Origin of the sequence: Methanothermococcus sp. (genome assembly GCF_015523155.1) — an archaeon.
Classification (GTDB): domain Archaea; phylum AGJL01; class Methanococci; order Methanococcales; family Methanococcaceae; genus Methanofervidicoccus.
In genome coordinates, this window is record NZ_WAKW01000066.1 from 1 (window position 1) to 24,616 (window position 24,616).

Annotated in this window: 22 protein-coding genes and 1 pseudogene; 20 read left to right on the plus strand and 3 right to left on the minus strand. The window is 30.1% G+C overall.

What is annotated here, in order from left to right:
• Positions 1 to 209 precede the first annotated feature (209 nt).
• Positions 210 to 1,010: a 16S rRNA (adenine(1518)-N(6)/adenine(1519)-N(6))-dimethyltransferase RsmA gene (gene rsmA / locus F7B34_RS06570; protein WP_292461036.1), complete on the plus strand. Its 801-nt coding sequence runs from the start codon at positions 210 to 212 to the stop codon at positions 1,008 to 1,010.
• 14 nt (positions 1,011 to 1,024) lie between these two features.
• Here the strand turns inward: rsmA and F7B34_RS06575 are convergent, their stop codons facing one another.
• The 3 genes from F7B34_RS06575 to hycI all read right to left on the minus strand — a co-directional run bounded on the left by F7B34_RS06575 (position 1,025) and on the right by hycI (position 4,007).
• Positions 1,025 to 1,276 (minus strand): ATP cone domain-containing protein, encoded by a 252-nt coding sequence (locus F7B34_RS06575; RefSeq protein WP_292461037.1) that lies wholly within the window; start codon positions 1,274 to 1,276, stop codon positions 1,025 to 1,027.
• Between the two features lie 120 nt (positions 1,277 to 1,396).
• Positions 1,397 to 3,478, minus strand: a complete 2,082-nt coding sequence (gene lonB, locus F7B34_RS06580; protein WP_292461038.1) for an ATP-dependent protease LonB — start codon at positions 3,476 to 3,478, stop codon at positions 1,397 to 1,399.
• A gap of 43 nt (positions 3,479 to 3,521) precedes the next feature.
• Positions 3,522 to 4,007 (minus strand): hydrogenase maturation peptidase HycI, encoded by a 486-nt coding sequence (gene hycI / locus F7B34_RS06585; protein WP_394355318.1) that lies wholly within the window; start codon positions 4,005 to 4,007, stop codon positions 3,522 to 3,524.
• 341 nt (positions 4,008 to 4,348) lie between these two features.
• Between hycI and F7B34_RS06590 the strand changes: the two genes are divergently transcribed.
• From F7B34_RS06590 to F7B34_RS06680, 19 genes and pseudogenes are all read left to right on the plus strand, one after another.
• Complete coding sequence (locus tag F7B34_RS06590; RefSeq protein WP_292461040.1) at positions 4,349 to 4,708, plus strand: cation:proton antiporter subunit C; 360 nt, start codon at positions 4,349 to 4,351, stop codon at positions 4,706 to 4,708.
• A gap of 35 nt (positions 4,709 to 4,743) precedes the next feature.
• Positions 4,744 to 6,189, plus strand: coding sequence for an energy conserving hydrogenase EhbF (gene ehbF / locus F7B34_RS06595; RefSeq protein WP_292461041.1), 1,446 nt, complete (start codon positions 4,744 to 4,746; stop codon positions 6,187 to 6,189).
• Positions 6,190 to 6,253: 64 nt separating this feature from the next.
• Complete coding sequence (locus F7B34_RS06600; protein WP_292461042.1) at positions 6,254 to 6,562, plus strand: hypothetical protein; 309 nt, start codon at positions 6,254 to 6,256, stop codon at positions 6,560 to 6,562.
• Positions 6,563 to 6,598: 36 nt separating this feature from the next.
• Positions 6,599 to 7,366: an MnhB domain-containing protein gene (locus F7B34_RS06605; RefSeq protein WP_292461043.1), complete on the plus strand. Its 768-nt coding sequence runs from the start codon at positions 6,599 to 6,601 to the stop codon at positions 7,364 to 7,366.
• Positions 7,367 to 7,385: 19 nt separating this feature from the next.
• On the plus strand, positions 7,386 to 7,634 hold the full coding sequence (locus F7B34_RS06610; RefSeq protein WP_292461044.1) for a hypothetical protein: 249 nt from the start codon (positions 7,386 to 7,388) through the stop codon (positions 7,632 to 7,634).
• 43 nt (positions 7,635 to 7,677) lie between these two features.
• On the plus strand, positions 7,678 to 9,168 hold the full coding sequence (locus tag F7B34_RS06615; protein ID WP_292461045.1) for a 4Fe-4S binding protein: 1,491 nt from the start codon (positions 7,678 to 7,680) through the stop codon (positions 9,166 to 9,168).
• 42 nt (positions 9,169 to 9,210) lie between these two features.
• On the plus strand, positions 9,211 to 9,732 hold the full coding sequence (locus F7B34_RS06620; protein WP_292461046.1) for a 4Fe-4S binding protein: 522 nt from the start codon (positions 9,211 to 9,213) through the stop codon (positions 9,730 to 9,732).
• Positions 9,733 to 9,771: 39 nt separating this feature from the next.
• On the plus strand, positions 9,772 to 10,227 hold the full coding sequence (locus tag F7B34_RS06625; protein ID WP_292461047.1) for an NADH-quinone oxidoreductase subunit B family protein: 456 nt from the start codon (positions 9,772 to 9,774) through the stop codon (positions 10,225 to 10,227).
• A gap of 3 nt (positions 10,228 to 10,230) precedes the next feature.
• The gene (locus F7B34_RS06630; protein ID WP_292461048.1) at positions 10,231 to 11,208 is read left to right on the plus strand and encodes a respiratory chain complex I subunit 1 family protein; all 978 of its coding nucleotides are present in this window, start codon (positions 10,231 to 10,233) and stop codon (positions 11,206 to 11,208) included.
• Between the two features lie 77 nt (positions 11,209 to 11,285).
• Positions 11,286 to 12,566 (plus strand): flippase, encoded by a 1,281-nt coding sequence (locus F7B34_RS06635; RefSeq protein ID WP_292461049.1) that lies wholly within the window; start codon positions 11,286 to 11,288, stop codon positions 12,564 to 12,566.
• Positions 12,567 to 12,717: 151 nt separating this feature from the next.
• Positions 12,718 to 13,137 (plus strand): hypothetical protein, encoded by a 420-nt coding sequence (locus F7B34_RS06640; RefSeq protein WP_292461050.1) that lies wholly within the window; start codon positions 12,718 to 12,720, stop codon positions 13,135 to 13,137.
• 4 nt (positions 13,138 to 13,141) lie between these two features.
• The gene (locus F7B34_RS06645; protein ID WP_292461051.1) at positions 13,142 to 14,476 is read left to right on the plus strand and encodes a C25 family cysteine peptidase; all 1,335 of its coding nucleotides are present in this window, start codon (positions 13,142 to 13,144) and stop codon (positions 14,474 to 14,476) included.
• A gap of 41 nt (positions 14,477 to 14,517) precedes the next feature.
• Positions 14,518 to 15,789 carry a C25 family cysteine peptidase gene (locus tag F7B34_RS06650; RefSeq protein WP_292461052.1) on the plus strand — a complete coding sequence of 424 codons (1,272 nt, stop codon included), beginning with the start codon at positions 14,518 to 14,520 and terminating at the stop codon, positions 15,787 to 15,789.
• A gap of 276 nt (positions 15,790 to 16,065) precedes the next feature.
• A complete protein-coding gene (locus F7B34_RS06655) occupies positions 16,066 to 16,464 on the plus strand; it encodes a hypothetical protein (protein ID WP_292461053.1) in 399 nt (132 codons plus the stop codon).
• 9 nt (positions 16,465 to 16,473) lie between these two features.
• Positions 16,474 to 17,373 (plus strand): S-layer protein, encoded by a 900-nt coding sequence (locus tag F7B34_RS06660; protein ID WP_292461054.1) that lies wholly within the window; start codon positions 16,474 to 16,476, stop codon positions 17,371 to 17,373.
• Positions 17,374 to 17,516: 143 nt separating this feature from the next.
• Entirely contained in the window at positions 17,517 to 19,169 is a 1,653-nt protein-coding gene (ilvD, locus tag F7B34_RS06665; protein ID WP_292461055.1) for a dihydroxy-acid dehydratase, read from the plus strand.
• A 332-nt stretch (positions 19,170 to 19,501) separates the two neighbouring features.
• On the plus strand, positions 19,502 to 20,692 hold the full coding sequence (locus F7B34_RS06670; protein WP_292461056.1) for a DNA repair exonuclease: 1,191 nt from the start codon (positions 19,502 to 19,504) through the stop codon (positions 20,690 to 20,692).
• 41 nt (positions 20,693 to 20,733) lie between these two features.
• Entirely contained in the window at positions 20,734 to 23,718 is a 2,985-nt protein-coding gene (locus F7B34_RS06675; RefSeq protein WP_292461057.1) for an AAA family ATPase, read from the plus strand.
• A 142-nt stretch (positions 23,719 to 23,860) separates the two neighbouring features.
• Positions 23,861 to 24,616: pseudogene (locus F7B34_RS06680) on the plus strand (ATP-binding protein); the annotation flags it as partial.

Genomic DNA, 24,616 nt, shown 5'->3' on the forward strand with positions numbered 1-24,616 from the left:
AAATTAGGACAGTGTTTTTATAAGCAACCTTTAAAAAAGGTTGCTATCCAAAGTCCAAAACTCGCTATCGCTCGTTTTGGAACCTAGATGTGGGATTATGAAACAGAATAAAAAATTAGGACAGTGTTTTTATAAGCAACCTTTAAAAAAGGTTGCTATCCAAAGTCCAAAACTCGCTATCGCTCGTTTTGGAACCTAGATGTGGGATTATGAAACAGAATAAAAAATTAGGACAGTGTTTTTTAAAAGATAAAAATATCGTAAAAAAAGCAGTAGATGCTGCCGACATAAATAAAAACGATATAGTCTTAGAAATCGGTCTTGGTAAAGGGATATTAACAAAAGAATTGGCAAAAAATGCAAAAAAGGTATATGTTATCGAATTAGATAGGCGATTGGAGCCTTTTGCAGAAGAAGTAATTGCCGAGCATTTGAATGTTGATGTAATTTGGAATGATGCATTAAAGGTTAATTTGAATGAATTAAATTTTAATAAAATCGTGGCGAATCTCCCTTATCAAATATCATCCCCAATTACATTCAAATTCCTAAAAATGGATTTTGATGTTGCTGTTTTGATGTATCAATACGAATTTGCTAAAAGAATGGTGGCAAAGGAAGGAACAAAAGAATATGGAAGATTAAGCGTTGCTGTGCAATATTATGCAAATGTAGAATTTATATGTAAGGTCCCACCATCTGCATTTTCACCAAAACCAAAAGTAGATTCTGCAATTGTAAAAATTACCAAAAAAGAGCCTAATGAACTTTTCCATTTAGAAGATGAAGAGTTTTTTGAGAATGTGGTGAGAGCTCTATTTCAACATAAAAATAAAACTGTTAAAAAAGCACTTATCAACTCATCCCATGAAATTAATTTAAATCGTGATGAACTGAAAGATATACTAAATAATTTAAACAACTTAAAATTTAATTTAAACGAGAGGGTTTTTAAATTAAATATTAAAAAAATAGCGGAATTAAGTAATTTACTTTATGAATTGAAATAAAAAATAAAATAGAATTATGAGTGGTTTGCAGTATATTTCTGAGCTACTTCGCTGTTTATTCTTCTCAATACCATTATAATCATCATCTTTAATTCTGCTGTGGTGAGCTCGTCGTGAATTCTATTTTCAATTCTTTTTATTACATCATCTACAAGGGATTCATCCGCTCCAGCATTTCTTAGGGATTCCTTTACAATTTCAAAATTAAATTTCTCTTTTTCTCCATTTTCTTTTGTAATATACACATTTGCCAAAACTTCATCCATTTTATTCACCAATATATATTTTTTAAATATATTTCTACTTACATTATTTTCCTATATATAATTTCTTACACAGAAGGAAATTACCGTATGGTGAAGTTGTAAAAAATATATATAAAAATATTAATTAATTTTTAAAGGATTGCTTTCAAATACGAGGGGAATTATTTCTTCTAAGGTGTTAGCAGGAATTATCTGGATTCCTTCTGTATCTATTACATCACTCATATTGGATTTTGGGATGATTACCCTTTTAAATCCATATTCTTTTGCAGCATTTATCTTTTCATTTACTCCACCTATGGCAAGTATATTGCCGTTTAAATCGAGGCTTCCAGTTATTGCAAAATCCTGTTTTAATGGAATTTTCAGTAGCGATGAAATTATACTTAGGCAAACCGCCGCAGTTGCACTATCTCCATCAATTTTTGAGTAGGACTGACTGAACTGTATGTATATATCCTTTGAGTTTAAGTCAATATCTTCCTCTGATTTCAAAGGCAATTTGCCCTCAGATACATATTTTTTAGATAATGCTGATGCCAAGGTAATGCTGTGCTTTGCAAGGTCTCCACTGATATTTAATAAATGAGTATTGGGATTCTTTGAATCTACCACTTGGGTAATTATTTTTGTTACATCACCTATTCCATCGTATCCAAGCACAGCTAAACCATACACAACACCAACCTTTGGAGTATCGTTTGGAACTATATTTTTATATCTTTTGAAATTCCTTAAATAGTCAATAGCAACCTGTTTGCTCATGCTGTATATTCCCGTATTTAAGACTGTAAGGACATGTTCTATATCGATATAGATTTTTTCTTTTTTAGGATATTTCTGAACTTTTTCAACTGTTTCTTTTTCTATTCCTTCTTTTACTCCTTTGTCTTTTTCAGTTATTTTGTTCAGCACACCCATAATGCTTTTTAATTTTTTATCATCTTCTGTTGTCCCTTCATGTCTTTTGGCTTCTTTTTCTATTTCTTCGACCTCGGCTTTTGACATCTCATCAATTATGTCCTTTATATTTTTACCCATTGCAATATCATTTGCCATCTTTATAATATTTGATAATCTTCTCAGCCTTAAAGTTAATTTATCCTTTGAACCTGCAAGCAACTGGGCTATTTTAACTATTTCACAGCATGCTTCATAAGTCATTGGATTTAAATTATTATTTTTTATCTCCTGAACTATGAACTGTAATAATTTATCTCTGTTTTCCTGGGTATTTTCCATTTTATTTTTAAGAACAATTTTATAGTCAATCCTATCCAGTAGCGGAGCTCTTAGGTTATTGACATCATCCATGTTTCCAGACATAATCAATGTGAAATCACAAGGTATTGGGTTTGTTTCAACAGTTGCTCCACTTGAGTTTGGATTTCTACCACTTATTGCAAGGTGTTTGTCCTGTAATGCGGTTAATATATAATCTTGAACCTCAGGAGGCATGGTTTTTATCTCATCTACATAGAGGATTCCTTTATGAGCTTCATGTATTGCCCCAAGAATTATTCTCTTATGTGGTGGAGTTCCAAGTGGTGGCTTACCGCCAAGGGGACAGTGTTTAACATCGCCCAATAATTTGGTCACATTGTATGCACTAGCTCTAACAAGAGGCTTTTTTTTGCATTCATAAAGAATCATAGGTTTTAAATCCATAGGACCAACAGTATTTGACATAGAACCTTTTGTAGCTCCAAATATGGTTAAAAATATTATTACAAATGCCAAGGCAAATGCTACAATAGAAACTGTTGCTATTACACCAAGGACCTTTGATTCTGGAAGCCCCTTCATTAAATATGATGTAATTGCAGTAAATAATATCATAAATATTATAAGGGTTAATATATTTGGAGGTTGTCTTACAACACTCGGACTTATAACCTCAATTTTTTCCTCATAATGACCTTCTATTAATTCTACAATGGGTTTTTCAGGGTTTTTTAAATTTGGTTTTGCTATTATAGTATATGGTTTAAAGTCAGTGCTGGACTTTTCTATAAGCTCACCCACAGCTTTAACCATCATAGATTTACCAACACCTGGGTCCCCCAACAATAGAGCATGCCTTTTATTGATAACTGCACTTAATACAATATTGAGGGCTTCATCTTGACCTATTATTTGGTCTATTAATCGTGGCGAAGGTTCAGATAACTCATCCGTTGTTTTAAATTTAATGGAAAACATTTATTCACCTTTATTATTTCTTAATTTTTTTATATAAAAATTTTTATCTATTTATTTTTAAAAAAGAATCTATTAATTCAATAAGCCTCTCTGTAAATTTTAAATTTTTTTCATAAATTTTTTTTGATAATGGTTTTCCAAAATCAATCTGTTCTGGTTCAATACCAACTATAAGTATTTCTGTATTTATATAATATGTCAGGTATTTAACTATTACGCTCATAGGTAATGAGTGTGTGGAAAAAACCACCCCTGATATATCTTCACTATTTATAATGTTCAATGTTCCTGGCACCTCTCCCATCAATGCAGCATCAATTATCAATATATTGCTTGGTTTTTCTCGCTTTAAAACATCTGTAAAATTTTCTGGAACAACCCCACAATTTAGAAGTATAATTTTATCCTCTATTTTATTCACCTCATTATTTTCATTTAGATTATATTTATTTTTATAATATTTTATTAAATTTTCAATTATTAATACACCAAAGCCGTCATCCCCTTTCATAGTATTTCCAATGCCCATTATGGCGAGCTTTTTGCAATCTTTTAAATATTCCTCTAAAATCGGTTTTATTTCCAATTTATCACCAAAAGATTTAATAAATTATTATAAATAGAAGTTTTTTTTTACGTTAAATAATTCTATATAAGGTTTTATTATACTTTGAAGTATATTTATATTCTAATTTTTTTATCCACTTACCATAATATTTATATATTTTGAAAGATATTTATCATTATAATTAATGACAAATTGGTTATATATTATTTATGATATTATATTATGATATTAATTATGATATTATATTAATATTATATCCTATTATTGAAATTGCTATAATTCTTTTAATTTTGGTGATGAATATGGATTTACAACTTGCATCATTTATAACCGCCGGAATTTTAGCCATTGTAGGGTTATATGGTGTTTTCTTTGTAGATAATGTTTTAAAAAAAATTATAGCCCTATCTGCACTTGGAAATGGAGTAAATTTAACATTGATTGCTATTGGATATAAGGCTGGTGGAATTGTCCCTATTAAAATGCCCAGCATGGAATTTACAATGTTTGCCACAAAAGCAGTTTATCCTCTACCTCAAGCACTTGTATTAACAAATATTGTTATTGAAGCTTCAATGCTTGCCATAATGCTTGCACTATCGATAGTATTCTACAAAAAATATAAAACACTTAAAGCGTCGATTATATTAAAGGAGGATTAATGTTTAATTATTAGTAAAATAATATGGTGAAAATAATGAACCTTCTGCCTTTGATTGTAGTATATCCATTAATTATGGCGATAATATTTAATTATATTTATAAAAGTAAGGTAATTAGAATTTTAGCACTTTTGATGGCATTATCTCTTATAATTCTTCCATTCCTTGGGAGCTATGGAACATATTTCTTCGGAGCTCATGGTATGGAAAGTGGGTTAATCTCTGGAATAGCGTATATATTTAATCCGGCAAAGCAGATAATAATCTTCACATTAATGCTAATAGGTTCATTGGTACTTATTACTGGAATAGGTGAAAAAAGAGTAAATGGATTATTTGTATCGTTGCTATTAATGGGACTTGCCAGTGTTTCAGCAGTGGTTTTGGCAGATGACCTTTTCAATATATATGTATTTTACGAGATTGTGGCAATTGTCCAAACGGGATTAGTAATAGCATCTGGAACAGAAAAGGCATACAAATCGGCATTTAGATATATGATTATGGGAAATATGGCTGGTTCTTTGTTGTTATTGGGTATAGCATTTTTACTATCTGCAACAGGAACACTCAATATAAGCGACATGCACAACTACCTTGCAAATAATCCTGCAACACCCACCATATACGGCGGATTATTGATGCTAATTATAGGTTTGTGCTATGGAAGCGGTCTTCCACCCTTCCACACAGTTAAAGCTGATATATATGCCAGAGCAAAGCCATTTGTGGCTTCAATGTTGCAAACATATTCAAAAGCCATTCTTGTGGCAATAATGCTTGTAATATTAAAATTATTCGGTGGTCTATCTTATTTCAATACTGCCCATGGTGCATTGATTGCATTATCAATATTTGGGATGGTATTTGGTGTTGTGATGGCGTTGTTGCAAAGTGATTATAAAAAACTTCTTTCATATCATGCCATAAGTCAGGTTGGTTATGTTGCAGCAGGACTTGCCATTGGAACACCGTTGGGTATTGTAGCAGGAATATTCCATGCAATAAATAACTTTATTTATAAGAGTGCATTATTTTTAGGAGCTCACATAGTCAGTCAAAAGAAATCATCAAATTTGGCAAAACTTGGTGGGCTTTTACCTATTATGCCAACGGTTGCATTTATGATATTATGTGCAAAACTTGCAATAAGTGGAGTTCCACCATTTAATGGATTCCAAAGTAAATTATTACTTGCAGAAGCGGCTATGAATGTAAATATGCCAGAACTTGCAATTATAATGATATTAGTTAGTGTGGGAACATTCGTTTCAATGATGAAGGCATTTTACTTAATATTCTTAAAACCATGCAGTGAAGAGCAGATTAAGGAGTATAAAACTACCAAGGTCTCAAAATACTCTATATTTTCTCTGGCTGTATTGACTATATTATGTATCTTATTGGGTATTTATCCAGATATTGTAATAAATCAAATAACTCCTTATGCAAATGAAATTGGAAGGATTTGGACATTATAATGGTATTTTAATTTATTTAATGTAAATATTTTTTTAATACTAAATTTTATTTATTGGTGGTATTATGGAATACGATAAATTTCAAAAGCAAATGGAAAAAGAAAAACACGGCGATGGAATATCGGTTGGTGCAGGACTAACTGGTGAATTAACCCTATATAGTTTTTTAGTTATGTCAGTGTTGCTGTTATCTCGGGTATTCAGTGACATACTATTTGCAGTTATAGGTATCTCTATAATTGGAATTGCCATTTCATTCATGCCGATGTTATTTAAATTCAATAGGGAAAATTCAAATCATATAAACATGCAGTTATTTTGGGTATCGGTATTTGTAGGTATTTTATCAGTTGTAATATATTTTGCTAAATAAAAAGGTAAAATTTAATTATTATTCGATGGTGATATCATGTCATATATCAATAGGGAAATTGCAGTTTCGCTATCCTTTATGTTTTTTGGTGCTGCCATATTGTATTCCGTTTATAATATAAATGTAGTTGAAGGAGTAAATGCCATATATACTCATAGTTATATTATACCAAATTTTGTAACAGCAGTTTTATTTGATTGGAGGGGATTTGATACACTCGGGGAATGTTTAATATTGATTAACTCGGTTCTTGTCACAGGAATGGTATTTGGAAGGGGTCTATTTAATTCAGAATTCCTTAAAGAGGTATATGGAAATCAGAAAAAATTAAATATCGATGAGATAGAGGGATTTACTCCAATAATTAAAGTTTTAGCAATACCCATGAGTATAATATTAATGATTCTTGGAGTATATGTAATTCTTGGAGGACATATTACACCAGGAGGTGGTTTTCAAGGCGGTTCATTGATAGCTGCTTCATATATTCTAGCAATCGTTTCATTTGGAATAAGAAATTGCCCGATAAATTTCAACCATAAATTTTTGGAAACCCTTGAAAGTTTCGGAGCTCTAATATTTCTTATACTTGGATTGACAGGTATTGCAGTTTCAGGATACTATCTCCTAAACATACATAGTCTCTTTGGGATGAATGTATTTCCATCACCAACGGGTTTAGAAAATGCAGGAATAATACCTTATTTAAATACCGCAGTAGGTTTAAAGGTATTGGCTGGATTATCTACGATTACTACATTGTTATCTAGCGAAAGGGTCATTGTAAAAAATATTTCAGATTAATATATTAAATGGTGATATTATGATAAATTATGGGTTAATTACAATAAACACCATGTTTTTATCACTTGTAGGGATGCTTGTGGGTTTTTTGTTGGGTATAACGATAAATACAAAGTTGAATATATGGTTTTATCTAATTGTAGGTGTATTCATTGCATACATGTTAGGAAGTCTACCTTATTACAATTTTCCAATGTCTTATTCTTTTATATTGTCATTGGTAGGCTTATTATTTGGAAATATCATAAATAAAGTATTTAAGAAATAGTTATGGATAATTTATATAATAAAATAATATTTTATGTGATATTATGATTATAACGGATATAAGCAAATGTAGAGGCATTGAAAAATGCGAAACCTGTCCATTCAAAGAATTTTCAAAATGTATGGAAGTGTGCCCTACCAACGCCATTAAATTGATAGATAATAAGGCATTTTCCTGTATCACCTGTGGAACTTGTGCAAGAGAATGTCCAAATAATGCCATAAAAAAGAATGAATTTGGCGGATATTATGTAGATAGGCGAAGATGCAACGGATGTGGAACCTGTGAGATTGTATGCCCCATAAACATAATTAAAATGAAAAAAGAGGAAAAAATTGTAAATAAAACTAAAAAGGCAGTCGTATATCCAGATGGAATTTGTGTGATGTGCGGCTTATGTGTAGAGGTTTGTCCATACGATGCAAGAATGTATTTTGACTTAAATGATTTAAAGAATAGAAAGAACAAAGCTTTGGCAGAGAGGTACTTAAAAATATTTAATAGTGGAGCAGTTAAATCTATAAATATTAAGGGTATGGTTGATGATAATATATCTACAATAGATGAAGGAAAAAAAACTGCCCGTTCAACAGATATTAGAACTTCAATAGTGATAGACAGGGAAAAATGTGATGAATGTGGAAAATGTATATATCTATGTCCAAAGAACACGATATTGGAAAAAGAAGAGGTAGATGGATGCACAAGATGTAATATATGTGGGGATGTTTGTCCAAATAATGCCATAAACTTTGGTGAAGTAAATACTGAAAAATGCATACTATGCGAAAATTGTATTAAAAAATGTCCAAAGAATGCCTTACAAGTATTGAACTTTAAAGTGGTTAAAATTAAAAAAGATAGTAAAACCATGCCATTAAAACACTGTATAAACTGTGGTTTATGTGCTGATAACTGCCCAACAGGTGCTTTAAAGATTGAAAATAACAGGGTATTTTATGACCCGAACTCCTGTAAATTATGCGATACCTGTGTAAATATATGCCCTCAGGGCGTTAGGATTAATAAAGGGAAATTTATAGAAGGTGGATGTGTTTTATGTGGTATATGTATAGATGTCTGTCCAAAGGAGTCTATAAAAATAGAAGAAATTAAAAGATTTGATGTGATTAAGGATGAAAACTGTATAGGATGTGGGACCTGCTCAAATGTATGTCCAAATGATGCAATTACCGTGAAAATTATAAAATTTAAAAATGAAATTTCTAAATCTATCAAAAGAGAGATTATATTCAATAACAATTGTGTAATGTGTGAAAACTGTGCTATACACTGCCCAAGAGATGTAATACCAAACACCACAGGATATAAAAAGATAGTAGATAGAAACAATTCATTTATTAGAACAGATTTTGATTTTTGCGTTTCTTGTGGATTATGCAACAAAATTTGTCCAAACGATGCAGTGGATAAAGGTAAATTTGATTGGGATAAATGTGAATTCTGTTCAGCCTGTGCTAATATCTGCCCTACTCATGCTATTTCAATATATAGAACATGGGTTGAGAAGTAATAATATAATAAAAAATAATAATTTTATACATAGGTGCATATTATGAACGACCCATCCTTTAAAAATCTTGCAAAAATATTTATTTCTGGATTGTATGAAAATCTTGAACGAATAATCTTTGGAACCGATAGATACACCTCGAATGAAATGAGAAATAACATATTATCAGGTGTAAAACTTCCAAGGAGTGTATTTGAGGAGCTCTGTATTGGGTGTGGAGGATGTGCCAATGCCTGCCCAACTGGATGTATTGACATGGTAAAAATAAAACCTGTAAAAATAACTGAAAATTACACAAAAAACTCAATTCCTGTAATCGACAGCACAAAATGTATATATTGTTTATACTGCCATGACTTCTGTCCTGTATTTTCTATATTTAACGAGATATCTCCTATTCACCCAAGGCATGTTGGAGATGAATATATCGAAGTTGATTTAACTAAAATGTTTGAAAAACCTGTGAATATCCCAGATGAACAACTTAAAAAAATAACAAATATTCTTTCAATAAACCTTTCAAGAATAATTAAAGAAGAAAATAAAAATAAAAAAGAAAGATAAAAAATAATAAAAAATGCAAAAAAATAAAAAGGTGAATGCATGGTAAAGGAACATGCAAGGAAAAAATGTATTCATATCATGTTGGCATACACCGGGGGATGCAATGGCTGTGATATTGAGGTTGTAAATTGTGTCCAATCTCCATTTTACGATGCAGAGCAATACAATGTCCTTTTAACATGGAATCCAAGAGAGGCTGATATACTAATTGTAAGTGGATGCGTTACAAAGGTGATGACTGAACCACTTAAAAAAATATACGAGGCAATACCAAAACCTAAGGCTGTGGTTGCAGTGGGATGCTGTGCATTAATGGGTGGGGTGTATGGAAATATCGGTGGAGATTTGGGGACTTCTGACTTTATAGATGGACCTGTTGAGAATATAATTCCAGTAGATGTTAAAGTTCCAGGATGCCCACCGAGACCTGAAGATATTATACAAGGCATTGTGCAGGCACTTCCAAAAATTATAAAGGAAGAAACTGAGGTGTAATTTATGTATGTATTAATTGAAGAAATACTCTCAATAATTGGCGTTCCATTAATAGCCTTTGCAATATCCACATGGATTCCTGGAATTCAAAGAAAAATTCAAGCTAGAATTCAACAAAGAATAGGACCATCAATATTAACACCAGGATTTTGGGCATTATTTAAGTTTTTAGCAAAAAAGACAGAGGAATCGTACAGCATTATGCCAAGATTATATAAAATTCTTCCTGTTATAAGTTTTACTGTTATTTGGACAATACTGGCTTTGACCTCACTCACAAAGTTTCATATACTTTCAAACGAGATAGGTGTTGTGGGTCTTTTGAAAATAGAGGAAATGGTTTATGTAATTATGGGTTCCCTTGTTAGCTCGATTATGGGTGTAAGAATGCCATATGTTGATGAGTGTAAAGGAAGCAATTTTTTAAATACTATTAAAATATCTCTTGAACAGTTGGGAGCAGTTAGAGCTTTTAAAATGATTACGATAGGTTCCTTTCCATTTTATGTATCCACATTTATACCATTTATCCCACATAAAAGCATATATTTGATAAATCTTGTTGGAGATAATTTTTTATTTAGCATAGGCGGTATTTTTGGGGCAATAGCATACTTTATAGGGTATATGATATTGACAAACGACTATCCTTTCTCAATTATGCATACAAAGGCAGATGTTATTGAAGGTCCAACTATGGAATACTCTGGAAGATACAGAGCAATATATCTGTCTGTAAAGGAACTTCTAATGATAACACTTGGAAGTTTATTTGCAACTCTCTATCTCGGTATTGCACCAGATATAAACAACCCCATAACAATTGTTGAAAACTTTGCAGTAGCATTGTTATTTCCTATACTGAGCTCAGGTATAAGTGCATATATGCCAGTTTTAACATTTAGACAGTTATATCCTATTTCACAGTATACAACCATAATAGCATTTATAGGAGTTATTTTTGCATTACTTGGATTATAATATATTTTATTTTAATAAAAAATTCTTAGAATTTATATACGATAAAAAAAATAAAATTTTTCTTTTTTAGTGATATTATGCTGAAATTTAAAAAACTTAAAAATTTAAAAAACGATGGACTTATAAAGGACTGTTTTTATATGATTTTTTCAAATATTTATTCAAAGGGAATGGCTTATGTATTTTATTTTTTAACTGCTCTTATTCTTGGAACAGACGGATTTGGAACACTTCGAGGGCTCATACCTTTAATGGATGTAATGACCATATTTTTTTGCTCAGGTATTCCACCATCAATGGCAAAATATATCTCGGAGTATGGGGCAGAAAATAACCACAATGAATGGATTTTATCTATTTTAAAGATTATGCTAATCTTTTCAATTATCGGAGCTCTGATTACAATTCTGTTAAAATACATACTTGGTGGCGGATACAAAAGCATAAACCTTATATTATATCTTGCAGTTGGATTTGCAATAGTATGTTCGTCATTTATATCATGGAGCAGGGGAATATTACAGGGCAGATTAAAAATAAAGGAGCTCTCCAAAACATGGGTGGTGGAAAATACATTTAAGATATTATTTGTAGTAATTTTTGCACCATTACTTGGTGTTTTAGGGTCCCTACTATCTATATCATTTGCATATATTGTTGGAGGGATTTTTGGCTTTCATCTATTGAGGAAATCTTTTAACATAAGTATATCTTCATTTAAATCACCTATAAATAAAAATAAAGAACTTGTTAAAAAAATACTAGTGTATGCTATTCCAATAGCCTTAGGAGCAGCATCCTATCGTCTTTTAAATGATTTAGACAGTATATTTATAATGTCAATATTGGGGGCTTATGATAATGGTATTTATGGTTATGCATCTTTACTCTCCAGGGGTGTTTTTTTGTTTGCCTCTGCAATATCCATTCCACTAATACCAAGAATATCAAAAACAAAGGATTTTAAATATTTTAAAAAGGCTATTTTAATGAATTTTTTTATAATTCTCCCTATTCTTGTAATAATATTCATATTTTCAAAAGAGCTTTTAATGTTTTTTTTTGGGGTGGATGATTACAGGGCGTCTATATGTTTAAAAATATTATCAATTTCTGCTGGTTTTATGAGCTCCTATACAATATGCAGTTCTTCACTTCAAGGTTTAGGTTATGCTAAGGTACCACTGTATATTTTACTATTTGGTTTAATATTAAATAGTGTTTTAAATTATGTATTTATAACCAATATTGGGATAATTGGGGGAGCCTATTCAACTTTAATATCTTCAATATCCATATTTTTAATGATTTTTTTATTTATAAGATATATCAGTTGTTTATATACCATAAAAAAATAAATATAAATAAATATAAATAAATTAAAATGTATATGAATATAAATTTAAAATTATTATTTGGTGGTAATTATTAATGTCGCTGAATGGAAAATATTTAAAGCATTTATTATTTATAATATCGATTATTTCAGTGGTAATAATTTCTAGCTGCATGGATAAACCAAAGATTGAAAATTTGAAAAATGGAAATTATGGTACAGCCATTAACGATACTATAACTATTGAAATAACGGTTTTATGTGATAATCCAAAATCAAAAAATTATGAACTAATTGGAAGAGAACCAAAAAATATATCGCTCTATAAATTTTTTTATGCTGTAAAAGATATACCAGGTTCTGGAACTTTTGAAAGGGTAAAAACAATTCCATTAAAAAAAATTGGGGAGGATAAATATGCGGGTACTATGGTATTAAACATGTCGGAATTATCCAAAAATTACACCTATTGTGTGGGTTATCCACCTTTAAATTATATCGATAGTATGAACTGTGCAATAATAAAACTAAATGAAAATAGAACATTTAAGGTTTCAGTTCATTATTGGAAGTCATTGAAAGTTGTGGGGTGAAAAAATGAAAAAATATGTTTTTATATTGCTATTGCTAATAGTGTCTTTAATTGGAATATGCTCTATATATGGAGAAAGCCATAACTATACACTGAGCTCACCAAACTACAAAATTGAAAATATTAACGGCACCAATTTAATAATAATAAATGGATTTTATAATGGAGGAAGCCCTGGAAACCCTAAACTACCATATAAATCTTACAATATATTGCTTCCTTCAAACTGTAATTTATCCACAATTAATCTAAAAATAATTAAAATTGATTATGAATATATAAATAAAACCTTAAATATTCCACCAGCTCCCCCCATAGTTTCAGATGGGTTAAATGGAACAATAATTGTTGATTATGGTCTTGGAAAAAAGATTGTCAATGGATACAATATTAATGTGTATAATAATAACAGTTTTTATCCTGAAAAACCAGTTGTTATTGCAAATAAAGGTCAATTAAGAGAAGCAAAATTAGTTAGTGTATTATTTACACCAATACAGTATAATCCAGTTCAGAAAAAAGCAGTATATATTAAAAAAATAACTTTTAAAATATCATATAATTTAAATAACGAAGGGTATTTAACTTCATCACCCACAAATGGCAATCTTGAAGAGTATTCAATATCGCCATATACCCTAAATCTATTGAAAAATTATAAACCCATCAATTACGATATTGTAAATATAAATAATAAAGCACCAAATGAATTAAATAACAATCCTATATACGATTATGTAATTATAACTACAAATAGTATCAAATCCAATTGTAATGAACTAACAAACTTCACGAACTGGTTAAAAATTAGAGGATTTAACCCATTGGTAATAACAGAAAATGACTATGGAAATGCCACTGGACAGCAAAGAGCTATAAACATTAGAAATTGGTTAAAAAATCACTACAAAACCTATGGAATAAAATATGTATTATTAATTGGAAATCCTGACCCTGATGACCCATTAAATGATTCAGATAGTTATAGAAATATCCCTATGATGATGTGTTATCCAAGGTATTACGATTACAGTGATAGAGAATCTCCAACGGATTACTTCTATGCTGATTTAACTGGAAATTGGGATTCAAATGGAAATGGCATATATGGAGACCCAAATGATGATGTAGATTTCTATCCCGAGGTATTTGTTGGAAGGATACCATTTTACGGTGATTATAGCCAGTTAGATTATATTCTTGAAAAAATCATAGAATATGAGAATACTTCTGGAGATTGGAGAAAGAGAGTATTACTTCCTATGGCAATATTAAACTATGAAAATGAAGATAATTCCTATTGGCCAAGAACAGATGGTAGAGATTTCCAAAATATTTAATAGAGAATGTATTACAACCTTTAAACTATTCACACTATGTGATGTATGAAAGAAGCGGATTAAATCCAGTTCCAACAAATGCTTCATACTACAACGCTCCAATAAACAAAACAAATGTAATAAATGAATGGAATAAAGGTTATGGTATGGTATTTTGGTGGGGCCACGGAAGTCCGTGGGGAGCTTATAGGAAGTATTGGTACAATGACACCAATGGTGATGGAACTCCTGAGTGGAATGAAATGAAATGGGTAGATTTTATTAGCTCGTCTGATGTATATAATCTATCGGATGATAAACCAGCAATAGCTTATCAATGCTCATGTTCAAATGGATATTCAGAAGATTCAGATAACTTAGGATATGCTTTATTAAAAAGAGGGGCCGTAGCAACGGTATCTGCATCAAGAGTATCGTGGTATAATCTAGGGTATTGGGAACCAGATGGAACACCAGATAATGCAGAAATTGGATATGAATTTGTAAAATGGGTGGCATCAGGTTATCCAGTTGGAGAAGCATTATATTTGGCAAAAAGTAGTTTTGGATATACCTATGATGATGCTTGGAAAATGAATTTAATGGACTTTAACCTTTATGGAGACCCTTCATTAGTTATAAGTAAAAATATATCAATTCCACATAACTTTGTTATAAATTCTTTACCCTATACAATCAACTTTCCAGGACATTATATATTAAATATATCATGCACAAATTTAAGTGGAAATGCAATAACCATAGATGCCAATAATGTAGTATTAGATGGAAATGGGATGGTTTTAGATGGTGTTGGGAATGATAATGGAATTTATGGAATTTATGTAAATGGGCATAAGAATATCACAATAAAGAATTTAACTGTTAAAGAGTTTGATTGTGGAATTTACCTTGTTTCTTCATCCAACAACACAATAACAAATAACACATTTAAAAACTGTGGATTGGCTGTATGGGGTAATTCATTCAACAATAAAGTAGAAAATAACACCGTTAATGGAAAACCATTAGTTTATTTAGAAAATAAGAAAGATAAAATAATAGATAGTTCATTATATAATCCAGGACAAATAATTGCAGTAAATTGTGAAAATATAACTGTAAAAGATGTTGAATTAAACAATGCATCTATTGGAATTGAATTTTATAATGTATCAAACAGTAAAATAACAGATGTAAATGCTTCTAATAATAAGTTTATTGGAATCTACCTTGATTCTTTATCCAACAACACAATATATCTAAACAACTTCATAAACAACACAGATAATATTTACATTGAAAGTAACTCACAAAACAACACATTCCATTAACTAGCAAAAATAAACTACACATACAACGGACATAACTATACGAACTACTTAGGAAACTACTATTCAGATTACAATGGAACTGATGCTGATGGAGATGGAATTGGAGACAGTCCTTACAATAATATAGATAACTATCCATTAATAGCACCTTATGAAAACTACATAATAGGTAATGGAACTGTTGTTATAAAAAATTCAATAACTCTTAAAAGAGGTTGGAATGCAATATCTTTACCACATAAAAACAATATATCATTCAGCAATGAATCAAATGTTATGGAGATTATTACATATTATAATAATTCATGGAAATTGCATAGAAAACATGACTTAAAAGTGCTCTATGGATATTACATATACTGTAAGAATGATACAACGATGTATGTATCATACAATAGCTCAAAACCATCAGTTCCACCATCAAGAATTGTTTATAAAGGATATAACTTAGTGGCAATAAACCCATCAACAAATGATTACGAGAACTACAATGGAAAGGTAAAACTAAGTGATTATATATTGTCAATAAATAATACATGGATACAAATACTTGATGCAGGTGGGTATATATATACCAGAAACGACAATATATCTAATGTATATTTAGAACCATACAACATATACTGGTTAGCTATGAGCAATAAAGATGAATTGATGGGTAGAAATGTACATTAAGGTGGGATAATGCTAAAAAAGATAATTTTAATCTTTTCTTTTATTTTTTTAATATCCACGGTATATTCTGCATCAGCTCCTGTATTACCTGCGTCCTATTATGGAACTGTAAATGTGGAAGGAGGTGGGGTGCTTAATAATGTAAAATTGGTGGCTAAAATTAACGGAGAGGTAAGGGGCTCCATAATTGTTAAAGACAACAAGTTTGGTGGTCCAAGTTATTCAGAGGAAAAGTTGAAAATAGATGGAACCCAAGAGGATAATGGAAAAACTGTTGAATTTTATATTGGGAATTATAAATCAAAAGAAACTGTAATTTGGAAAAGTGGTGATGTAAAGGAGCTCTCTTTAACCTTCCCAAGGAATGTATTATACTGCAAAAATTCTTCATACAATAATACCTCTACAAATAATTCATCAAATGAAAATAATAATAATGAAAAAACTGCTTCTGTACAAACTACGACCATAATTACTTACCCAGATGTAGCAAAAGACATAAAATCAGAGAAAATTAAAGAAATTGTCCATAATGCAAAATTAATAATCGGTTCAGAAATAGACAACAACCTATCGGCAAAATGTCTTAAAAATACTACCGAATTAATAAATCAACCATTGGAAATAACCGAAGACTGTATCTTAGTTGGAGGTCCTGTGGCAAATCCATTGGCTAAAAAATATTTGTATGATTTTAAAATCAAAGTAACCAACGATTACCCCGGTGCAAATAAGGGAGTTATAGAAAAACAGATAATAAACGGCCATACAGTAATACTATTGGCAGGTTCCGATAGATACGGAACAAAGGCGGCTGTGGAATACTTCAAAACATTGGATGACATTCCATCAGAACCAATATTCGTAGAATGGAAGGATGGAAAAGCTGTTAAAATTGAGAAACCTTAAAATTATCTATTTTTATATTTTTCTTATAAAAAATAATTATTTATTTATTTTACTATAAAAAAACTTTTTTTAATTTTTTTATTCAATAGTTTTATATTATATAAATAGTATTTTATTTTGTAAAATTAAAAGGTGATAAAAAAATGATAAGCGATAATGTGAAAACAGGTCTTACAAGATCCCCGAATAGAAGTTTATTAAAAGCCTGTGGATATACTGATGAAGAAATAAAAAGGCCTTTTATAGGTGTAGTAAATAGCTTTACAGAGGTAGTTCCTGGACATATCCATTTAAATACCATTGCAGAAGCTGTAAAAAAAGGAATATATGCAAATGGAGGAGCTGCATTTGAATTTAATACTATGGCAGTATGTGACGGTATAGCCATGGGACATGAGGGTATGAAATATTCTTTACCTTCAAGGGAGATAATAGCAGATACCGTAGAGAGTATGGCTAAGGCTCATGGATTCGATGGATTGGTACTTATCCCCTCCTGTGATAAAATAGTTCCTGGTATGATAATGGGGGCTCTGAGATTAGATATACCATTTATTGTAGTAACAGGAGGACCAATGCTTCCAGGTGAACTGCATGGGAAGAAATATGACCTTATAAGTGTATTTGAAGGGGTTGGGGAATACCAAGTTGGGAAAATTGATGAAGAAGTATTAAATGAGATTGAAAACTGTGCCTGTCCAGGTGCTGGAAGTTGTGCAGGATTATTCACTGCAAATAGTATGGCATGTTTAACTGAGGCACTTGGTTTATCGCTCCCAATGTGTGCAACAACCCCTGCTGTTGATGCTCAGAAGGTAAGAATTGCAAAAAAAAGCGGGATGAGGATAGTCGATTTGGTGAAAAATAACATAAAACCAAAAGATATACTAACAAAAGAATCATTTGAAAACGCCATATTAGTTGATTTAGCACTTGGTGGTTCCACAAATACAACTCTTCATATACCTGCAATAGCAAATGAGATAGAAAGGGGATATATCACCCTCGAGGACTTTGATAGATTAAGCGACGAAGTTCCACATATAGCATCACTTAGACCTGGTGGAGAGCATTTTATAATTGACCTACATAGAGCAGGAGGTATTCCAGCAGTATTAAAGGTGTTGGAAAGTAAAATAAGGGATACAAAAACAGTAAGTGGAAAAACCACAAAAGAGATTATAAAAAGTGTAAATTATATTGATTATGATATAATACGTCCTATGGATAAACCAGTTCATAAAACAGCAGGTTTAAGGATTTTAAAGGGAAACCTTGCACCCAATGGATGTGTTGTTAAGATTGGTGCAGTAAATCCAAAGATGTATAAACACGAAGGACCTGCAAGAGTATTTGATTCAGAGGAAGATTCTATAAAAGCCATACTTGGTGGGAACATTAAAAAGGGAGATGTTGTTGTAATACGATATGAAGGACCAGCAGGAGGACCTGGAATGAGAGAAATGCTTTCCCCAACATCTGCCATATGCGGTATGGGGTTAGATGACAGCGTTGCACTGATTACAGATGGTAGATTCAGTGGTGGAAGTAGAGGTCCATGTATAGGACATATATCTCCTGAAGCCATGGCAGGTGGACCCATTGCTATAATCGAAGAGGGCGATATAATCAGCATAGATATGATTGCTAAAAAAATTGAGTTAAAACTAAGTGATGAGGAAATAAAAGAAAGACTCTCAAAATGGAAAAAACCAGAACCAAAAGTTAAAAAAGGTTATTTAGCAAGATATTCAAGATTAGTATCTTCCGCAGATGAAGGGGCGGTGTTAAAATAATTTTTTATTTTTTTATTTTTTATATGTTTATTTAAGAATGCCAATATTGTATACTCTAAAAATATAATACTTAATTTTAATATTATATCTATTTACATAAAAATTTTAAAATTTTAACTTATTCCACAAGAAGTCCCTTCCGTTATAAATCCTTCGAATTTTAACTTCGTTTGATTGTAAAATCTCCTCGCTTCGCGAAGATAAGGGATTAAAAAACCTTCGAATTTTAGCTCCGCAAATCAAAGTAATGGTGTAGTAATGATATAAAATAATGTATATATCACATGCGAATAATATGTGAATACGAAGTATAAAATATTATGGTGATGAAATTGCAGTTTGTCCATATATCCGACAACCATTTAGGATACAGACAGTATAATTTAGATGAACGGGAAAGAGATATTTATAAATCATTCAACCAATGCATTGATAAAATAATTGAGATAAAACCAGATTTTGTAGTTCATAGTGGTGATTTATTTGAAAGTCCAGAACCATCAATTAATGCAATTTACACGGCAATTGAGGGGTTTAATAGGTTAAAAAAATATAATATACCGATTTATATTATTCACGGCAATCATGATTTACCAAATAGGAACTCCAAAGGTTCTCCTTTCAAAATATTGAAGGGCTTTTTGGGTAATAACCTAAAAACATTTGTTGATAAAAAATATCATGTTTTTAAAAAGGGGAGTGAAGAAATATTCATAGGAGGTTCTGACTTCACACTTAAAAGTAAAATAAACAGTCTTTTTGATGATTACAATTTAATAGAAAGGGAATCCAAGAAATACGGTAGCAAAATACTACTATTTCACCAAAGTATTTATTCCTACTCAAACTTGCCTACATATGAGCTCCAATTAAGTAACCTTCCAAAGGGATTTAACTACTATGCAGGAGGACATATCCATCAAAGAACCCTTAGAACCGTTAATAATGAAGATATAGGAAATAGTGTAAATGTGAATAAAAATGAAGAAAAATATGGAAATGGTGTTATTGCATACAGCGGTTCCACAGAAATTTTGTCCTACGATGAGTACAGGGATTATGAAAAGAACGGAAAGGGGTTTTATTTGGTTGATATGAGTGGGGGAGATTTTGATATAAATGATGTGGATAAAATAGATATAAAATGCAGGGATTTTATAATAGACAAAAAAATCATGAATAAAAGGGATTTTGAAAATCTTATAAATGAAATGGAATCAAAATCAAATCCAGTGGTTATTTGCAATGTTGTTAAAGAACTTTTTGGACATTTACATGAGATTTTAGAAAAAAAGGCACTTTATAGCAGATTATTCATTGTCGAGGAGGGTGTAGAAGAGGCAATAATTGACATTCAAAATAAAAAAAATATTGATGAAATATTTAAGGAATTTCTTAAAAATAAAAATTACGATATAGATTTTGTTTATAACATATTTAATAAGGTTTTAGAGGATGATGATTTATACGCTTATCTTCTAGAGTATTTTAATGGAAGAATGAGGAATATTATAAAAAATTAAAAAAATAATTTAAATTTTATAAAATAAAAATCGGTGGAATAATGATTATAATGGGTATTAACATTAAGAATTTTAGAAGTCATAAAAACACCCAAATATCATTTAATAAAGGAATCACCACTATAATAGGTCAGAATGGAAGTGGAAAATCGTCGATATTTGAGGCTATGAATTACGCACTATATGCAAGGAGTAGTTCTAAAATTGAGGACTTGAAAAAGAGGGGGACTAATCAGTTTTTAATAGGGCTCACCTTTGAGGTAGGAGGAAATAATTATAAAGTCATAAGGGGAAGGGGAAGAGGAGGTAATACTGATAGATTGTATATAAATAATAAACCTTATGCAGAGGGCAATGGTGAAGTGAATAATAAAATAAAAGAGATACTCGGAATAGACCACGAGGTATTTTTAAATGCAATATATATAAAACAGGGGGAAATTAGCAATCTTATAAATCTCAGACCCTCGGAAAGAAAGAAACTTATTGGTAAGCTTCTTGGCATTGAAAAATATGAAAAAACTTGGGAAGAAATGGGAAAGGCGATTAACGAATTCAATGGTAAATTAGAATATATTAAGGGAGAGTTAAAGCAGATTAATACCATAAAAGAGGATATAATCAATTTAAAAGAAGAAATAGCACATAAGGAAAAGGAATTAAAAGAACTTCAAAGTAGGTATGAACACATTAAAGATTTAAAGGAAAAAAAGGAGGGAGAGTTAAAACATTATGATGAAAAAGAAAAAAAATTTAACGATTTAAACAAAATATTAACAGAAATGGAGCATAAAATAGAAACTCTTAAAATGGATATTTATAATTTAAAGAATGACATAGAAGACATTAATAAATATAGTAATGTTTTAATGGAAAATAATGAAGGGTACAATAGATATATTAAAATTGAAAGGAAATTAAAGGAACTATCCAATGAAATTGAAACATATAAAAAATATTACGATAAATCCAATAAATTAAAGGGCATGCTGGAAACTTTGGAGAATAATTTAAAGGGTATTGAAAATAACTTAAAAAACCTTAATCCAGAAAATAAAGATATTGAAACGATAAACAAAGATATTGGAAACATTAAAAAAGAGCTAAATAATTTAGATAGTATAATGGAAAAATTAACAGAATTAAAGGAGATAAATAATAAATTAAAGGAAATAAACAAAAATAAAATAGAATTAAAAAACAACGAAAAATACTATTATGAATATTTAGAATTAAATGAAAAATTAAATGAATTAAATGCAAAACTTGTAGATTTTGGGAAATTAAAGGAAAAAGAAAAAAGCATAGCCTCCCAAATAGATACCTTGAAGAAGAAAAAGGAGGGGATCATAAAAGAACTATCTAATTTTGATGAGATTGAAAGTAAAATAAATACTGAAAATGAACTAATAAAAGATCATGATGAATTAATGGAAAAAATAAGCAATCTTAACAGATTAATGGCTGAAAAAGAGACGAAAATAAACCAGATGAAAGAATCCATAGAAAAACTTAAAGAAACTGATAATAAATGTCCAGTGTGTAAGTCATATATTGATGAGAAGAAAAAGGAGGAACTCCTAAACACATACTACAACGATATTGAAAAGGAAGAACAGCGGTTAAATAAACTCAACGAAAAATATATCAATTACGGCACTGAATTAAAGGAATTAAAAAAGAAACTTGAAGAAATAAATAGATTAAAAGATAAGTATGGAATATTAAAGGAAAAAAAGGAGAATTTAGAAAATATAAGTAGAGATTTAGATAGTTATATAAATGATTTGTATGAGATCCGAAAGGAGATTAGCAAATACATAAGCATTGAAAAAGAAATCGAAGATTTGGAAAAGAAAAAGAATGATTTAGAGAAGCACTATAACAAATACAACTTTTGTGTGGAGTATTTAAAAAATGCAAATGAAAAGGAAATTTTAAAAAGTAAAGATAATATTTTGAAAACAGTTGGGAACTACGATAGAACAAAGGTAAATACCAAAAGAAGGGAATTAAACAATGTTTTGGAGAAATTGAATAATATTGTAAGATTAATGAATGATAAAAAAAATAAAGAAAAAGAACTAATTAATACCCTAAAAGAAATCGAGAACATACAGAAGGAGGCAGAGCAATATATTAAATTGGAGCAGAAAAAATCGGGAATGGAAAAAGAAATGGAAATGTATGAAGAACCATACAATAAATATAAAAATGCCCTATCAGTTTTGAAAAACTATTCCAATAGATATAAAATAGATATTGATAAACTGGAAAATGCTTTAAATGAGATTCTAAATAATAAAAATGAAGAGCTAAAAATATTAAATAACAACAAAAAAGATATTTTAGAAGAATTGGATAATTTAAATTATGATGAAACTTACCACAGTAAATTAAAAAATGATTATGAAAAAATATTCAATAAATTGAATGATGCAAATAATCAGATTGTAGAAGCAACATCATATCTAAATTCCAAAGAGGAATTCCTACAAACTCAAATAAATAACCTAAATAAATTAAGAGATAAAGAGCGAGAAAAGGAACAATTGGAAAAATACATATTTTATCTAAAAGATATAAGGGAGAATGTCTTTTCAAAAAATGGATTTCAACAGTATTTGAGAGAAAAGTATATCCCACTTATTCAGAAATACACCAACGAAATATTTAAAGAATTCGAATTACCATACAGCCACATCCAAATTAAAAATGATTATGATATAATTGTGGATGAACTCCCTGTAAAAACTTTAAGTGGTGGTGAGCAGATAGCAGTATCCCTTGCCCTTAGGCTTGGAATAGCAAAGGCGGTATGTAATAACCTACAATGTATAATACTGGACGAACCAACGGCATTCCTTGATGAGGATAGGCGTAAAAAGCTGTTAAATATTTTTAGAAATATAAAAACTATTTCACAGATTTTCGTAATATCCCATCATGATGAGCTAGAACAGGTGGCAAACAATATTATAAACATAAAAAAGATTGGAGATGATTCAATAGTTAATGTTCAATAAATAAAACGATAAACACTTTAAATGTTTGAAACCATGAAATTTTATAACAGGGAAAAAGAGATTAGTAAAATCTTATCTATATTAGAGGGGGAACCTAATATATCTTATCTATGGCTCCATAAACAGCGGAAAATCTACATTAATTAGGGAAGTTATAACAACTAAATTGGATAAATCAAAATACATTCCATTTTTCATAGATTTTAGAACAAGGAAATATTTTAAATGTTGATAATTTTATTGAATGTTTATTTGAAGTAGATGAAAAAACAAAAATAGATGATTTTAGGGAGTATGCTAAATCATCATCTGATTTATTAATTAAAGGTTCAGAGGATATTAGCAATTATTATTTAGGCATGCCAATAAAAATATTCCAAAAACATTTTTTGATAAGATTTTTAATAAAGAAGATAAATCTGGCGATGTTTATCAATATATTGAATATTTATTTGCTAAATTAAATGAAAAGGGAAAAATACCAATACTGATATTCGACGTCTTGGAAAACTTCGTTTTCCAAAATCTTTGTCGCTCCGCTCCAAAGAACTTGCAGATGATTAAAGAATTAACATCAAATGGAAATAGATTGCTATTGTGGAGTTTATTCCAATTCTTAGTGGCATTAACCAAGGTTCAACACCTATGCCATATTTTGCCTTTCTTCTGATAGTTTGTTTATTGAGTATGTTTATAATACTGGGAAGCTTGAAGGTAGAGCAGATTATATGTTAATAGATGACTTTGATAGAGAAACTGCCTTAAAGTTTATGGATTTTTTATCCAATGAAATATTGAATAAAAATCTCTCCAATGAAGAAAAAGAGGAAATATATTTTTATGTTGGTGGGAAGCCAGTTTTAATTTATAAAGTTATTGATAAAATGAGGTATGAAGA

Coding starts and splice junctions, on each gene's coding strand:
- F7B34_RS06600 (WP_292461042.1), top strand. CDS start 6,254: ATGGAATACGATAAATTTCAAAAGCAAATGGAAAAAGAAAAACACGGC.
- lonB (WP_292461038.1), bottom strand. CDS start 3,478: ATGTTTTCCATTAAATTTAAAACAACGGATGAGTTATCTGAACCTTCG.
- F7B34_RS06605 (WP_292461043.1), top strand. CDS start 6,599: ATGTCATATATCAATAGGGAAATTGCAGTTTCGCTATCCTTTATGTTT.
- F7B34_RS06640 (WP_292461050.1), top strand. CDS start 12,718: ATGGATAAACCAAAGATTGAAAATTTGAAAAATGGAAATTATGGTACA.
- F7B34_RS06675 (WP_292461057.1), top strand. CDS start 20,734: ATGATTATAATGGGTATTAACATTAAGAATTTTAGAAGTCATAAAAAC.
- F7B34_RS06645 (WP_292461051.1), top strand. CDS start 13,142: ATGAAAAAATATGTTTTTATATTGCTATTGCTAATAGTGTCTTTAATT.
- F7B34_RS06625 (WP_292461047.1), top strand. CDS start 9,772: ATGGTAAAGGAACATGCAAGGAAAAAATGTATTCATATCATGTTGGCA.
- hycI (WP_394355318.1), bottom strand. CDS start 4,007: ATGGGCATTGGAAATACTATGAAAGGGGATGACGGCTTTGGTGTATTA.
- F7B34_RS06615 (WP_292461045.1), top strand. CDS start 7,678: ATGATTATAACGGATATAAGCAAATGTAGAGGCATTGAAAAATGCGAA.
- F7B34_RS06610 (WP_292461044.1), top strand. CDS start 7,386: ATGATAAATTATGGGTTAATTACAATAAACACCATGTTTTTATCACTT.
- ehbF (WP_292461041.1), top strand. CDS start 4,744: ATGAACCTTCTGCCTTTGATTGTAGTATATCCATTAATTATGGCGATA.
- F7B34_RS06620 (WP_292461046.1), top strand. CDS start 9,211: ATGAACGACCCATCCTTTAAAAATCTTGCAAAAATATTTATTTCTGGA.
- F7B34_RS06660 (WP_292461054.1), top strand. CDS start 16,474: ATGCTAAAAAAGATAATTTTAATCTTTTCTTTTATTTTTTTAATATCC.
- F7B34_RS06635 (WP_292461049.1), top strand. CDS start 11,286: ATGCTGAAATTTAAAAAACTTAAAAATTTAAAAAACGATGGACTTATA.
- ilvD (WP_292461055.1), top strand. CDS start 17,517: ATGATAAGCGATAATGTGAAAACAGGTCTTACAAGATCCCCGAATAGA.
- F7B34_RS06590 (WP_292461040.1), top strand. CDS start 4,349: ATGGATTTACAACTTGCATCATTTATAACCGCCGGAATTTTAGCCATT.
- F7B34_RS06575 (WP_292461037.1), bottom strand. CDS start 1,276: ATGGATGAAGTTTTGGCAAATGTGTATATTACAAAAGAAAATGGAGAA.
- F7B34_RS06650 (WP_292461052.1), top strand. CDS start 14,518: ATGTATGAAAGAAGCGGATTAAATCCAGTTCCAACAAATGCTTCATAC.
- F7B34_RS06655 (WP_292461053.1), top strand. CDS start 16,066: ATGGAGATTATTACATATTATAATAATTCATGGAAATTGCATAGAAAA.
- F7B34_RS06630 (WP_292461048.1), top strand. CDS start 10,231: ATGTATGTATTAATTGAAGAAATACTCTCAATAATTGGCGTTCCATTA.
- rsmA (WP_292461036.1), top strand. CDS start 210: ATGAAACAGAATAAAAAATTAGGACAGTGTTTTTTAAAAGATAAAAAT.